9 protein-coding genes are annotated in these 14,125 nt (G+C 55.9%); 5 read left to right on the top strand and 4 right to left on the bottom strand.

Translation table 11 applies throughout. The features are described 5' to 3' along the window. Positions 1-2 precede the first annotated feature (2 nt). The 4 genes from ACWV14_RS22745 to ACWV14_RS22760 form a co-directional block, all read right to left on the bottom strand. Complete coding sequence (locus ACWV14_RS22745; protein WP_455342668.1) at positions 3-1,430, bottom strand: protein kinase domain-containing protein; 1,428 nt, start codon at positions 1,428-1,430, stop codon at positions 3-5. Further along, positions 1,427-2,131 (bottom strand): PP2C family serine/threonine-protein phosphatase, encoded by a 705-nt coding sequence (locus ACWV14_RS22750; RefSeq protein WP_455342669.1) that lies wholly within the window; start codon positions 2,129-2,131, stop codon positions 1,427-1,429. The genes ACWV14_RS22745 and ACWV14_RS22750 overlap by 4 nt, the downstream gene beginning before the upstream one ends. Next, a complete protein-coding gene (locus ACWV14_RS22755) occupies positions 2,128-2,805 on the bottom strand; it encodes a vWA domain-containing protein (protein ID WP_455342670.1) in 678 nt (225 codons plus the stop codon). The genes ACWV14_RS22750 and ACWV14_RS22755 overlap by 4 nt, the downstream gene beginning before the upstream one ends. 174 nt (positions 2,806-2,979) lie before the next feature. Next, the gene (locus tag ACWV14_RS22760; protein ID WP_455342671.1) at positions 2,980-4,497 is read right to left on the bottom strand and encodes a sigma-54 interaction domain-containing protein; all 1,518 of its coding nucleotides are present in this window, start codon (positions 4,495-4,497) and stop codon (positions 2,980-2,982) included. A gap of 291 nt (positions 4,498-4,788) precedes the next feature. Here ACWV14_RS22760 and ACWV14_RS22765 point away from each other — a divergent pair, with 291 nt between their 5' ends. The 5 genes from ACWV14_RS22765 (at position 4,789) to ACWV14_RS22785 (ending at position 14,123) form a co-directional block, all read left to right on the top strand. Next, the gene (locus tag ACWV14_RS22765) at positions 4,789-5,700 is read left to right on the top strand and encodes a WYL domain-containing protein (RefSeq protein WP_455342672.1); all 912 of its coding nucleotides are present in this window, start codon (positions 4,789-4,791) and stop codon (positions 5,698-5,700) included. Positions 5,701-5,710: 10 nt separating this feature from the next. Next, on the top strand, positions 5,711-6,166 hold the full coding sequence (gene brxF / locus ACWV14_RS22770; protein WP_455342673.1) for a BREX-3 system P-loop-containing protein BrxF: 456 nt from the start codon (positions 5,711-5,713) through the stop codon (positions 6,164-6,166). Positions 6,167-6,188: 22 nt separating this feature from the next. After that, positions 6,189-9,941 (top strand): DUF6079 family protein, encoded by a 3,753-nt coding sequence (locus ACWV14_RS22775; RefSeq protein WP_455342674.1) that lies wholly within the window; start codon positions 6,189-6,191, stop codon positions 9,939-9,941. Between the two features lie 133 nt (positions 9,942-10,074). After that, the gene (locus ACWV14_RS22780; RefSeq protein ID WP_455342675.1) at positions 10,075-11,304 is read left to right on the top strand and encodes a hypothetical protein; all 1,230 of its coding nucleotides are present in this window, start codon (positions 10,075-10,077) and stop codon (positions 11,302-11,304) included. Between the two features lie 14 nt (positions 11,305-11,318). Then, on the top strand, positions 11,319-14,123 hold the full coding sequence (locus ACWV14_RS22785) for a DNA methyltransferase (RefSeq protein WP_455342676.1): 2,805 nt from the start codon (positions 11,319-11,321) through the stop codon (positions 14,121-14,123). The last annotated feature ends 2 nt before the right edge of the window (positions 14,124-14,125 follow it).

Consider the following 14,125-nt stretch of genomic DNA (forward strand, 5'->3'; position numbering starts at 1 on the left):
GCTCACCAGTTGAAACGCCATACGACGTGCTCTTCTTCTACTGCCCCTAGATGGAGCCAGAAAGACACGCCTGAACGACTTTCTGATTTAAGCCGCTGTCGACGCGCAACGGCTACGACTTTGTCGTCAGATGCTCTCTGCAAGGAAATTCGCGCACCGGCTGAGGGCTCTATCCACAACCCATCCTTGGCAAGTTGAACCGTACATAGCGGACTCGCATCCGCGTACAAGGACGTTCCCAAGGGCAAGGTTTTCAATTCGGCTGGGCTCACGCTTAACACCAGGGCCTTACCTGTGCGAGTCCAGCACTCCTTGCGAATCAACGACTCAGGAACATCCTCCGTCAAGCCCTCCCGGAGCAGCTCGGGCGGCATATAGCGATATTCCTGCAGCAGGATCGTCCGATTCTTGTCCTGAGCGTGATCACAAAACGGACAAGTCTGTTTTGGGGTGTAGAAGAACGTACTGCCACAGGACTCGCATTGATCGCAATGACCAGTGGCAGCCTCGAAGGCATCAGCCCATTCACTCAGACTTGGTCGCTCACCTGGACTATTCAGCCCGGCATTGAAGCATCGTTCAAACAACGCACGCAGTGGCGCGTTGAGCGTGATCTCGCGTGGCAGACCAATCGACAAGGCGTTGCTGCGATCGACTTGGTGATCTACCCAAGGGAGTTCGCCACGGAGAGCCGCCTCTTCACGCTCGGGCTCACCTTCAAGGACAACGTCTCCCTTGAGTGGGTGAACCAGCGTGAGGATGCGATATGCCATGACCGCAAAACTCCAACTGTCTGTCAGCGTATTGATGCCAGTCTCCCCCCGGAGAATCTCGGGTGCACCGTAATCAGGAGTGAAGACGCCTTGCTGACCATCACGCGACTGACTCGCAACGTTGTCGGCATCGATTAACCAGACTTCGGCGTACTCTAGTGATTGCGATGCGAAGACATTTGCAGGGGAGAGATCGCCATAGGCCAATCCACGCCCATGCAACTGAGCCAACACCCGCGCCAGTCGCGCAAGCATCTTCAACCGACGCAGCAGGCCACCCGTTTTCACATAGCCGGTGAGGCCGTCATCAGACATCAATGAGTCAGTCGCCACCTGCATCAGCTCAGTCATTGGGGCCAACCCATCCATCAACTCCATCACGTATCCGGGCTGCGGCTGCGTGATGAGGGCCAACGGATGTGCTATCGGAAGACCTTCAAGTGGCTGGCGCATAAGTGCGCGGATCTTGTTCGTCCAACTGGCTCGTTTTTCTTCTGTGGTTGCTCGCGCAACTTTGACGAGAACGTTGGGGTAGTTGGTCGTGCAGACGATTCCCTGCCCACCTTCGCCGATGCGACCTGTCAACTCATAGGACTGACCATGTTGGTCTAGCACCGTCCTGTTTTTCTTCGGTGCTTCTGCTGTGGTTGCGCTCATTCGGACGTCCTAAATATGGTCACAAGTGTCTTGTCGTCGCTATGCAAGGGGGTCGCCCAGTTGCTCAATTCAGACTGCAGCCAGCGTCTGCCTCGGCGACGATTCCGAGTGCTTAGGTCTTGATAAAGCGCATCAAAGAACTCTGCGAGTTGGGCTGGCTCGAGATCGTCGGCAACGCCATCTGTCATCAGGACAACACCATCCCCTGGCTCGGTGAGTCGGCCGAATGTGGTGCTCCATTTGTCCTGCACGTGAGTGGACTCAAGTGCCCACGTCTGATTGCTATAGGCTGTGCGGTCTGGTGTGACGCGACGGAACTGGCCAGCGCATCTCACAAGCAGCAAACCGTCACCCAGTTGAGCTGCATGGACATCGCCTTCACCTGTCACGCGACCGAACAACAGCGTTGTCGCGGCGTCTCTTGGAGTTGTCGGCTCAATGGCTTCGAGCCATTGCTGATGAATCAATGGCAGCGTTGCAGGCAGATCGAAGCTGCTCGATGCGGCGCGCAAAATCCGTCGGGAAACCTGGCAGGCATTACGTGCCCCCAGATCACTACGTGCTCGAGATCCCAGTCCGTCAGCCACGGCCGCAATCCATCCGCCCCGCCAGCCAGATAAAGCCATCGCGTCCTGGTTAGGCTCGCCCAGGTCTAGGTGTCGGGGGCCGATGACGCTCGCGCCGCAGGCAATAAACCTCATTGGAAGTCGAGGTCCAATGCGTCGTCATCCGGCGGCGGGACAACGAAGGTGGTTGAGAGGTCTGGATTTTGGCTTGCAGTGCGAGTGGTGACGCTCATGGTCACCGCTCGGAAGAAACGATGGATGTCCCGGGCGTTGTGGGCCTTGAAAATGGGCGCTTCTGCGTCGTTTGCAAAATCCCTCAGCATGGCTTCGTCGGCATCTGGGCCAATTGCCATTGCAAGCCGGGTTGCTTTCTGCGCCCGCTCGGAATCGCAGAGAGCCTTGAAAGGAGCCTCCCAGTCGTCGGTCGGCTGCCCATCAGACAAAAGAATCAAAACGGGCCGGTAGGCTCGAGAGGGGATGCGATCCTTGTCCTCTAGCAACTGACGGGCAAGGTCAAATGCAGCACCCATCGGCGTTACTCCATCAGCCTTCAATTCCGCGAACCCGGCGACGCTGTGTGCCGCAACCAACGGTAGGTGCATCTGCGCCTTGCCGCCGAAGGTGATTAAGCCCACTTGGATCTCGGCGCGTAGACGACTTTCCTTGGCGAAAGTCGAGACCATGTCCTTCATCGCAGCGTTGAGCGCCTCGATCTTGCCGTTCTCCCCCATGCTGCCACTCGCGTCAGCCAAGACGATCACGGGTAGAGGCCGGGGCGTGGCTACAGCAAATTTTTTGAGACTGCTCATTTTCTTTGTCCTTTGATCAGATTGATTTTTCGTATTCGGGGTTGGGGCTTTGGGTGGCGAAACCGGCGGCTGAGTCGAACGCATCGCGAAATCGCCGACGTACCGGCTCACGATGTCCTCTTGGTATTTTGCAAACCCCATGACCCAGCCTCCGATTCATAAAAGTTCTTATCATTAAGCACCATCCGTGCCAGATATTTTTGACTGATACTTGAGCAGCCAATTCGTCAATGTTTGGTAGCTACCAAGACCCAACAGCTTCGCCGCCTCAGTCTTGTTTCCGTGACTCTGTTCCATGGCCCTCTCGAGGTAGTGCCGAGCTACATCTGCCATCAAATCAGGCAGAGAGAATCCCTCTCCAAGTGCAGCCCCAAGAATGGAGTCGTCTGCGCCACTGGATGTGAGCGAGAGAACCTCAGCGACATCCTCGGCTGCTATTTCCTCTCCTGGAACCCAGATGGAGGCCCTCAAAAGAGCGTTGTGCAACTCCCTCACATTGCCCGGCCAGGTGTGGCGAAGAAGAACATTTCTTGCGCCTACAGATAATTTCTTATGTTTGAAGCCTGGCTGTGATGTCGCTTCGCGGTTGACCTGGGCAAGCAAAGCATCGATCAACAGATTGAGATCTCCTTCGCGAGCGCGCAGTGGAGGTAACGCCAAGATGCCAACCGCGATTCGATGAAACACATCCTCTCTGAATCGGCCAGCCCGAACCTCTTCCGGCAGGACTCGGTTGGTAGCAGCAACGATGCGCACATCGACTTTTCGAGATTTGCTGGCACCGAGGCGGGTCACCTCATGCTCTTGAAGCACGCGAAGCAGCCGAACTTGTGACGACAGCGGCAGCTCACCGATTTCGTCCAGAAAAAGCGTCCCGCCATCAGCCGCCTCGAAGTGACCAACGCGACCGGCATGAGCGCCGGTAAACGCACCCTTTTCGTGACCAAACAGCTCGGAGTCAATGAGTTCGAGAGGTATCGCTCCGCAGTTGACCGCGACGAATGGTGCGTCTTTTCGCTTGCTGGAGGCATGGATCGCCCGCGCGAAGAGTTCCTTGCCGGTCCCAGATTCACCCTGGATCAACACCGGCAGATCCCGTTGAGCCAGTCTCTGCGCCATCGCGACGACGCGCTTCATCGCACTGCAGCGATGAATGATGCTGGCGAACTCTGGTGCAGCGGGAGGCAATCCTTGAACAAGGTGCGCGAGAGCCTCATCAGCTTGCTTGCTTGCAACTGGAAGGAATTCAGCGGCTAAGTCGAATGGAACAACGACAGGACGCACGCCATGCTCGCGAGAGGACTCTATGAGGCTGGCGCCGTACTTAGCTTTCGCCAACAGCACCCACACAGCAGCCATGGCAGGGGTGCCCGGGCTCACATGGAAAGTGATTGGCAGCTCAGGTGAAGAAGACAGCGTCGCAGACACCGCTCCGTTGGCTGCAACGTATATGTCTTCGAAATCGGTGGGGCTGCGCAGTTTTGCGTGCCGCACATCTGTAGCGCCCGTAAATTTGCCGCTCAGCCACGCCACGAAGTTCTGCGTTTTCTGCTGCCCGTGATCTGACAGGAGTACCAGGCGCTCATAAGCCCCCGTATCCAGCGCCATCAAGATGGGGCCGATGTCCGCGCCCGATGCATCCTCCGAGGCGCGGAGGTCTGAATTACCAAGCCAGGCAAAAAGTGTGGGCATCGGGCATAAGAAATTATGTGGTCACATAAATTTCATTCTATCGCGCACAGTATGCAGATGGGAAGTCTCCCAGGAGCGGGTTGGTGGCAAGCGGAACACCAGAGCCACGCGGGTCTGCATGCCGCCCAATCACACAGTGCCCAGCATCCACTCGCCATATCTCTCCTTGCCCGACACTCAGCAGCCGAGTATGATGTCATCAATTTGATGATGTAAACTGCCTAGCAATGAGCAATCGAACAACCATTTCCGGTCTAACCGTCGTCTTTCGTGGATGAGGAGCGTCTGACCATGCATCCCCAACGTGTTGAGAGCCTCAGCCACGCCCAGCGGGAACGGCTGGCCTACATCGACTTCCGGCTTTACTTCATGGGTGAAATCGGTCGCCCGGATTTGACCGGTCGGTTCGGGGTTGCTCCTGCGGGTGCAACACGGGATCTGGCTCTCTATAGAGAGATTGCCCCGCAAAACATCGAATTTGACGGCAGCAACAAGATTTATCGGATTGGCAAGGACTTCGTCCCGCTTTTTGAACACGCACCAGCCCGCGTGCTGTCGGCGATCTCCTTGGGCTTTGGCGATGGCGTAAACGGCGAATCGCAGCCGATGCTTCCTTGTGAGTCGCCCACTGTTTTGGGCGGCCCCCGGATGGAGGTCTTGGCCCCTATCTGTCGTGCGATCCACGCCAAGCGCCCGGTGGCCATACGCTACCACTCGATGAGCAGCGGTGAGTCGGAACGGGTGATCATTCCCTTCGCCTTGGTCGATACCGGCCTGCGCTGGCACGTCCGGGCCTTTGATCGCAAGAGTAGCGAGTTCCGAGACTTTGTCGTCACCCGCATCGAAGCGCCGACCCTGGTTGATGAGGAACCCAAGGCCAACGAGCGCCCAGACAACGACATCCAATGGACCCGGATCGTGGAGTTGGACTTGGTGCCGCACCCGCGCTTGAGCCGTCCCGAGATCATTCGAATGGACTACGGGATGAGAGATGGCTCGATTCGGATGCGTGTCCGTGCGGCAGTCGCTGGCTACATGCTTTTGCGCTGGAGCGTCGATGCCTCGCCCGATCACAGCTTGCAGGGTCACGAATACAGACTGTGGCTGCGGGATCACCTGGCGCTCTATGGCGTGAAGAACGCGCTTCTAGCTCCCGGCTATCGCTCGCCTGACCACCTTCGGCCAGAAGCCGAAGCGGAATGAGGGGCTGCTGATGCTGACAAAACTTGAACGGTACGTAGACCAGCTTGGCGGCCTGCACACAAAACTCATCGTTCTGGCTGGGCCGCGCGGCAGCGGCAAAACCAAGTTGCTGCAAGAGTTGGGAGCCAAGCTGGGTGTCCAGCCACTGAACGTCAACTTGGAATTGGGGCGTCGCTTGTCGGCTACGCCGCACGCAGCACGTGGCTTTTCTGCGGGCCAGCTGCTGCGGGATATCGCTGACAAGCAGCGCAAAGAAGAGGTGCTGCTGCTCGACAACATCGAGTTGTTGTTTGAGCGTGGCCTGCAGATCAATCCGCTGGAATTGATCAAACGGTTGGCGCACTCCAAGCGCGTCGTGGCCGTGTGGCCCGGCGAGCTGCGCGGAAATCGGCTGTATTACGCCGAGATGACGCACCCGGAATATCGCGACTACGACGCTGATGGCGTGGTCGCACTTGAGATTTAAAGCTTAGGGGAACGAGGAAAACATGGCTAACAAGATGAAATACGGTGATCTGGTCCAGTTCGAACAAATCGAATCGGTCATTCAATTGCTCGATGCTGGGCGGCCCGATGAGGCAAAGAAGCTCGTCACCACCTACGTCATTTCCGATGACATGGCAGAGCGGATCGCCAAGCTCATGATTCCTCAAATCAGCTTCGACGACACCGTTGACCACAAAGGTGTGCTGATCGTCGGCAACTACGGCACGGGTAAGTCGCACCTGATGTCGGTGTTGTCGCTGGTGGCCGAAGATGCGGCCTACGCCCCGATGCTTCGCCATCCGAAGGTGGCCGAAGCCGCTGCGTCTATCGCTGGCAAGTTCAAGGTGCTGCGTATCGAGGTGGGTGGCCTGGAGATGCCCCTGCGCCAGATCATCACTCGCAGGCTGCAAGAGTTCCTGGCCAACCTTGGCGTCTCCTACACGTTCCCCACGGCTGACCAGGAGCTGGACAACAAGCACTCCTTCGAAGAAATGATGGGAGCGTTTGAAGACGTCTACCCGGGCCAGGGCATCCTGTTGGTGGTGGACGAGTTCCTTGAGTACCTCGATTCGCGTCGCGGCCACGAACTGGCACTGGATCTGGCCATCCTGCGCCAGATTGGCGAAGTCACCAAGCACCTCAAGTTCCGCTTTGTAGCGGGTGTGCAGGAAGCTATTTTCGACAGTGCACGCTTCGAGCACGTGGCCAGCAGCATGCGCCGCGTGCACGAGCGTTTCACGCAAATTCTGATCGACCGCAATGACGTCAGCTTTGTGGTCGCCGCGCGCTTGCTGAAAAAGAGCGTCGATCAGCAAAACAAGATCCGCGAGTACCTCACGTCGTTCACCAAGTTCTACGGCTCCATGAACGAACGCATGGACGAGTACGTCCGCCTGTTCCCAGTTCACCCGGACTACCTCAAAACCTTTGAGCAGATCCACTTCGCCGAAAAGCGGGGCGCACTGACCACCATCGAAGCGGCGATGAAGGCGCTACTGGACCAGGAAGTGCCCACCGACAAGCCCGAGCTCATCAGCTACGAGAGCTACTGGCAGACCATCAAGAAGAATTCTGCGCTGCGCCCAGATGCCAACATCAAGGAAGTTCTCCGCGTTTCCGACGTGCTGGAGTCTCGCGTGCAGCAGTCGTTCACCCGCCCAGCCTACAAGGGGATGGCGCTGCGCGTCATCAACGCACTGGCCGTGCATCGCCTGACCACCGGCGGCGATATTCACGTGCCTATTGGCCCCACCGCAGCAGAGCTGCGTGACGCTCTCTGCTTGTTTGACCCGACCATTGCTGATTTGCCCGGTGATGCTGCCGAGAACTTGCTCTCCAAGGTCGTGACGGTCCTGCGGGAAGTACTCAAAACCGTCAACGGTCAGTTCATCTCAAAGGCTGCTGACACCGAGCAGTACTACCTTGACCTGAAAAAAGACATTGACTACGACGCGCAAATCGAAAACCGCACCGGTAGCCTCGATGACGACCAGCTTGATCGCGCCTACTACGCGGCCCTGCTGCAGCTGGTCCGAGAAAATCCAAACGACCCGAGCTATGTCTCTGGCTTTCAGATCTGGCAGTACCAGATCGAATGGCAGGAGCGTCGTGCCGAGCGTATGGGTTACCTGTTCTTTGGTGCGCCGAATGACCGGCCCACGGCTCAGCCCGAGCGGGACTTCTACATCTACTTCATCCCGCCGTTCGAAAAACGCAAGTTCACCGACAACAACTTGTCCGATGAAGTCTTTTTCCGCCTGAAAGGCCTGGACGAAGACATCAAGCGCCATCTGTCCTCCTACGCTGCGGCACTGGAACTGGCTTCCACCGCCAGTGGCGGAGCCAAGGCCATCTACATGTCCAAGGCCCAGGACTTCCTCAAAGCCATGGGCAAATGGCTGCAGGAAAAGCAGATGACCGCCTTTGAAGTGACCTACCAGGGCAAAACCAAGACCCTGCAAGACTGGTCCAAAGGCATCTCACTGCGCGACCGTGCGCGCCTCGGTCCAGATGAGCGCATCAACTTCCGTGACGTGGTCAACATCACCTCCGGTCTGGCCCTCAGCCAGCACTTTGTGGATCTGGCCCCCGAGTACCCCACGTTCTCGGTTCTGTTTACCGAAGCCAACCGCAAGCAACTGGTCGGAAACGCGCTGCGTGCCCTGGCGGGTGGCAACCGCACGAAAGATGCTGTTGCCATCCTGGATGCACTGGAACTGCTGGACGGCGATCGCATCGAGCCTGCCAACTCCCGCTACGCCCAGGAAGTGCTGAAGCGCTTGAAGGACAAGGGCCACGGCCAGGTGCTCAACCGCAGCGAACTGCTCTCGGGCACGGCGGATGTCGAGTACTTTGCGCCCATCAAGTACCGCTTGGAGCCCGACCTGCTGGTCACGGTGTTGAGCGGCTTGGTGTACTCCGGTGACTTGGTGCTGTCCATCACCGGCGACAAGATCGACTCCGGCAAGCTGGTGCAACTGGCTGAACGTTCGCTTGAAGACCTCAAGCAGTTCAAACACATCGAAGCGCCCAAGGAAATCAATGTCGCCGTGCTGAAGGCCTTGTTCGAGTTCTTTGGCTTGGCCTCCGGCTGGGCGCAAAAGGCCACGCAGGGCGACCCGGAATCGGTGCGTGAACTGCAAGACCGCATCAGCGTCATGACACCACGCGTGCTCAAGGCGGGGTCGGACCTGCAACAAGGCAAGCTCGGCTTTTGGGGTCAAAACCTGCTGCGCGAGGAAGAAGCCAAAGACTGGCACGCTCGGCTGGATTCGCTCAAGAAGTTCACCGAAGACCTGTCGCCGTACAACACCGTCGGCAAGCTGAAGAATCTGCGCGTGACCCAAGAAGACATCGAAGCGCAGAAGAAAAATCTGGAAATCCTGGCCGCCGTTGAGCGCATGCTCGATCTGGTGGTGGAGCTGGGCAGCACGGCAGCATACCTCTCGCAGGCCGAAATGGTGCTGCCTGCCGGGCACGAGTGGGTCAAGCAGGCCGAAGCCGCGCGCAAGGCGATGCAAGAAAAGCTGAGCAAAGACCGCACGGCGGAACACGCCAGCGAGTACCGGCAAACGCTCAACCAGCTCAAGAAGGACTACATCAACGCTTACATCGCCAGCCACACCAAGGCGCGGCTCGGCGTGTCAGAAGAGAAGAGCCGCAACACGCTGCGTAACGACCCGCGTCTGCAAGGCCTGCGCGTCCTGGCCGGTGTGGAGATGATGAACGTCAGCCAGCTCACAACGTTTGAAGAGTCGCTGAACGGCCTCAAAAGCTGCTCAGCACTGGACGAGCCGACACTGAATACGGTCGCGGTGTGCCCGCACTGCCAGTACCGCCCCTCTGCCGAGCAGTTGGAGCTGAGCATCCCCGCCGCCAAAGCACTGCACAAGCTGGATGACGATCTGGATCAGCTCGTCGCCAACTGGCAGCAAACCTTGCTGGAAAACCTGGAAGACCCCTTCACACAGGAGAGTCTTGGCCTTTTGCCAGACGCCAGCAAGAAGCTGATCAAGGCCTTCCTGTCGTCACGCACGCTGCCAGACCCCATCACCAGCGAGTTTTCCAACGCCGTGCAGATGGCACTGGTTGGTTTGGAAAAAGTCGTGGTCAAAGGCGACGAGATCAAGCAAGCGCTGCTGCTGGGTGGTTCACCGGCCACGCTCAAGGATGTGCGCGAGCGCTTCGAAGCCTTCCTGAAAGAACGCTGCAAGGGCAAGGAAGATCCTGAAAAGCTGCGCTTCATCATTGAGTGACAGGGAGTTCATCGTGAGCCATGGATTGACCGATATTGACTCCCTTTGCTTGGCCGTGCGAGACAGAGAGTCACGTCGACTGATCTCTGAGGCCATCACTGCCTACAGGGGAGGCGCATTTCGCTCAGCGATCATGTCGACCTGGATCGCCGTGGCCTACGACATCATTGCAAAGGCTCGTGAGCTTGCGGCCCAAGGAGAGGCAGCACCAAAGGTGTTTGTTGATGAGCTTGACGTTGCGATTGAGCACAACGCCGTTCCTAAATTGCAGCGTATTGAAGGTGAACTGCTGAAGACTGCGAACGAAAAACTATTGCTCTTCGCGCCACATGAATTTGTTGCCTTCACACGGCTGCAAGAGGATCGCAATCTATGTGCCCATCCGGCATTTGTGTTGGAAGATGAACTCTATAAACCGACACCGGACTTGGTGCGCACGCACATAGTTCAAGCGTTGCAGTATTTGCTTACACACGCCCCGTTGCAGGGTAAGAGTGCAGTTGGCAGATTCGAAGCTGATATTTTGAGCGCCTCTTTTCCCGTGGATGGCCCTGATATCAATGCTTTTATCCGCTCCCGATATCTGGACCGCGCTAAAGAGGTGTTGGTAACCAATCTGATCAAATGGCTTATCAAGTCCACCTTCGGTAATGATCGCGCACGCTTTCAGGGTAAAGAAAAGCAGATCGCGCAGACATTGAAAGAGATTGCTTCCGTCAAAACGGCTATCTATGACAGCGTGGTTCCGTCATTCGTTTCCACATGGTTTGACGCTGTCGATGACGCGGTATTACTGGGCCTTTGTACGCTAGTCGATTCCGATACAAGGATCTGGAACTGGCTTTCTGAGCCGGTTCGTCTTCGCATTAGGCGATTGCTGGCGACTGTTGATGTTGGCGCATTAACAGCGTTTTCTGCTTTTGACTCACTATCTTCCCCTGAATTGTCTGTGGATCTTCTTGCACGCTTTGATGCGCTTGATCGAACTGCACAAATCAGCATTGCCGCTGAAAATCCGAGACCTGAATTGGTTAGCCGTGCAATCGATCTTTACGGATCGTCTGGAGGCTGGAGATCGGCAGAGAGCAATGGGCTGACTCTTGTCGTGAATTACGTCCAGTTTTTCACCAGCGACGACATCAGAAAAATACTGGAAGCGGCAGCGACCAATGACCAAATTTGGGCAGCTTCAGGGACCTCCGGCATTCTCGATAGGTTGTTTGATCTCACATTGCCAATGATCAGCCAAACACGCCAGCATTGGCAGGCATTTGTCGATACTCGAATTGCCGCTAGCCGTGATGCTACCGAACACTACGCATATCCATCGCTGCAGCAACGGCTTGCAGCCAACGGAAATTAATCAACGGAAAACTTATGAGCGATCTTTTCAAAAACCTCGCGGCCCAATCTGGTCCGGTTGAATGCCTTGGGCAAACGTTTCCGAGTGACGAGGCTCGCCGTGAGCACTACCTGGAACTGCTTGCCGAGAAGCTCAAGGATCCCACGTTCCGGAAGATCGAAGGTTTTCCTATTGGGTCGGACGAAGATATCCTGGCTCTATCTGATCCCCCGTACTACACGGCATGCCCGAACCCCTTCCTCGAAGAATTCGTCCGTCATCACGGCAAGCCCTATGACTCCTCGGTCTCATACAGCAAGGAGCCCTTTACTGCCGATGTCAGCGAGGGCAAGAACGACCCGATTTACAACGCGCACAGCTATCACACTAAGGTGCCCCATAAGGCAATCATGCGATACATCCTGCATTACACACAGCCAGGAGATGTTGTGCTCGATGGGTTCTGCGGAACAGGGATGACTGCTGTCGCCGCACAGCTGTGCGGAGATCGTTCGGTTGTCGAGTCTCTAGGGTATCGAGTCCAGGCGGACGGGCAGATCCTCATTCAGGAGTTGGAAGACGGCAAGCCAAATTGGATACCCTTTTCCAAGCTTGGCTCCCGAAGGGCAGTTCTAAATGATCTTTCCCCAGCCGCGACCTTTATTGCGTACAACTACAACACGCCAGTTGATGTTCACTCGTTTGAGCGAGTTGCAAAAGGAATTCTCAGAGAAACGCAAGCAGAATGTGCTTGGCTCTATGAAACCAGCCACGTGGCTGGCGGTTCTACCGGCCAGATTAATTACCTCGTTTGGTCAGATGTTTTCACATGTCCAGAATGTGCTGGCGAGGTCGTTTTTTGGGACGCGGCTGTCGATAAGGACGCCGGTCAAGTTCACGATGAATTTGCATGCCCTCACTGCTCCGCGCAGCTTACCAAGCGCGGAATGGAGCGCGCATGGACCACTAAGTTTGACCTAGCTTTGCGGCAAGCGATCCGTACGGCCAAGCACAGCCCGGTCATGATCAACTACTCTGTCGGCACCCAGCGATTTGAAAAGGTGCCGGACGGCAAAGATCTAGAACTGATTGAGAAAATAGCAGGAAAACCCTTATCTCCGAAGATTCCAATCGATCGAATGATTGAAGGAACTGAAACCCGACGCAACGACCCATTTGGCATTACTCACGTTCATCACTTTTTTACTCCGCGCACGCTTTATGTTCTAGGCCGAGTACTGGAGAAAGCCCAGGAGAAACTATCCAGACGTGACTATGAGGCGTTTCTTTTTGTCGTAACGGGGACTCTTCAGATCGCATCAAAAATGAGCCGCTTTCGGTATGACTCGCGGAACACAAAGAACACCGCCGGTGGAACTACTAGCGGCACTCTCTACGTGCCATCGCTTTCCAAGGAAGGGGAGGTGTTCAGCCTGTTGAATAGACGATTGGACTCAATAATTCGCGGGTTTTCATCCCGTGGAAATTTTCGCAACTTGAGCCTGATAACGTGCTCATCCAGCAATGACATTGCACTGCCATCGAACTCGTGCGATTACCTTTTCTTTGATCCGCCATTCGGTGCAAATATCAATTACTCCGAGCTGAATTATCTTTGGGAGTCTTGGTTAAAGGTTGTGACGAGCAACAGCCAGGAAGCCATCGAGAACCGAGCGCAAGGAAAAACTCTTAACGATTATCGGAGGTTGATGTCAGCGTGCTTCAAAGAGGCGTTTCGCGTCTTAAAGCCTGGTCGCTGGATGACTGTAGAGTTTTCAAACACGCAGGCATCAGTGTGGAATGCGATCCAAACTGCTCTTCAAGAGGCAGGGTTCGTTGTCGCAAACGTATCTGCCCTTGATAAGAAACAAGGCTCATTTAAGGCCGTAACGACAACAACAGCAGTAAAGCAAGATCTGGTAATTTCTGCTTACAAGCCAAATGGAGGGCTTGAAGATCGGTTTTCTCAATCTGGCGGAAGTGACGACTCAGTTTGGGACTTTGTCCGGACACATCTTCATTACTTGCCGACAGTTAAGGTCAAAGCTGGGGTATTAGAGTTTATCGCTGAGCGCGATCCGCGCATTATCTTTGACCGAATGGTGGCTTGGTTCGTGCGGCACAACGCGCCGGTGCCTATGTCATCTCAGGAATTCCAGTCTGGTCTTGCTCAACGCTTTGTTGAGCGCGACGGCATGGTTTTCCTATCCGATCAGGTTGCCGAATACGACAAGAAACGCCTTCAAGTCGCCATTGCGCCGCAAATGGAAATGTTTGTCTCTGATGAGCGAAGTGCGATCGATTGGCTTTCAGACTTTCTGAAACGTCGCCCGTCAACCTATCAGGAGATCAGCCCTGAGTTCATGGGCCAGTTGGGCGCAGGCTGGAAGAAGCATGAGACCAAACCTGAACTGTCAGCCTTGCTGGAAGACAACTTCCTGAAGTACGACGGCTCTGGCGAGGTGCCGAGTCAAATTCACAGCTATCTCTCGACGAATCACAAGGATCTTCGCGGTCTGGAGAAAAACAATCCAGCACTGGTGGCCAAGTCGAGAGACCGCTGGTACGTACCTGATCCGAACAAGGCGCAGGACCTGGAGAAAAAACGCGAGAAGGCGCTACTCAAAGAATTCGAGGCCTATCGGACCTTCACTGGTCGCAAGATCAAGGAATCGCGTCTGGAAGTGCTGCGTGCCGGTTTCCGAGCTGCGTGGGCTAGCAAGGACTACGCAGCCATCATTAACATCGCGAAAAAGCTGCCCGACGAGACGCTGCAAGAAGACGAAAAGCTGCTCACCCTCTACGACATGGCGTTGACCCGTACAGAGGACGGGCTCTGAGC

It is taken from the genome of Variovorax durovernensis (assembly GCF_977011995.1).

Bases quoted from the DNA above. Each gene is read 5' to 3' on its own strand.
- ACWV14_RS22765 (WP_455342672.1), top strand. From the start codon at position 4,789: ATGCATCCCCAACGTGTTGAGAGCCTCAGCCACGCCCAGCGGGAACGG.
- ACWV14_RS22750 (WP_455342669.1), bottom strand. From the start codon at position 2,131: ATGAGGTTTATTGCCTGCGGCGCGAGCGTCATCGGCCCCCGACACCTA.
- ACWV14_RS22755 (WP_455342670.1), bottom strand. From the start codon at position 2,805: ATGAGCAGTCTCAAAAAATTTGCTGTAGCCACGCCCCGGCCTCTACCC.
- ACWV14_RS22745 (WP_455342668.1), bottom strand. From the start codon at position 1,430: ATGAGCGCAACCACAGCAGAAGCACCGAAGAAAAACAGGACGGTGCTA.
- ACWV14_RS22785 (WP_455342676.1), top strand. From the start codon at position 11,319: ATGAGCGATCTTTTCAAAAACCTCGCGGCCCAATCTGGTCCGGTTGAA.
- ACWV14_RS22780 (WP_455342675.1), top strand. From the start codon at position 10,075: ATGTCGACCTGGATCGCCGTGGCCTACGACATCATTGCAAAGGCTCGT.
- brxF (WP_455342673.1), top strand. From the start codon at position 5,711: ATGCTGACAAAACTTGAACGGTACGTAGACCAGCTTGGCGGCCTGCAC.
- ACWV14_RS22760 (WP_455342671.1), bottom strand. From the start codon at position 4,497: ATGCCCACACTTTTTGCCTGGCTTGGTAATTCAGACCTCCGCGCCTCG.
- ACWV14_RS22775 (WP_455342674.1), top strand. From the start codon at position 6,189: ATGGCTAACAAGATGAAATACGGTGATCTGGTCCAGTTCGAACAAATC.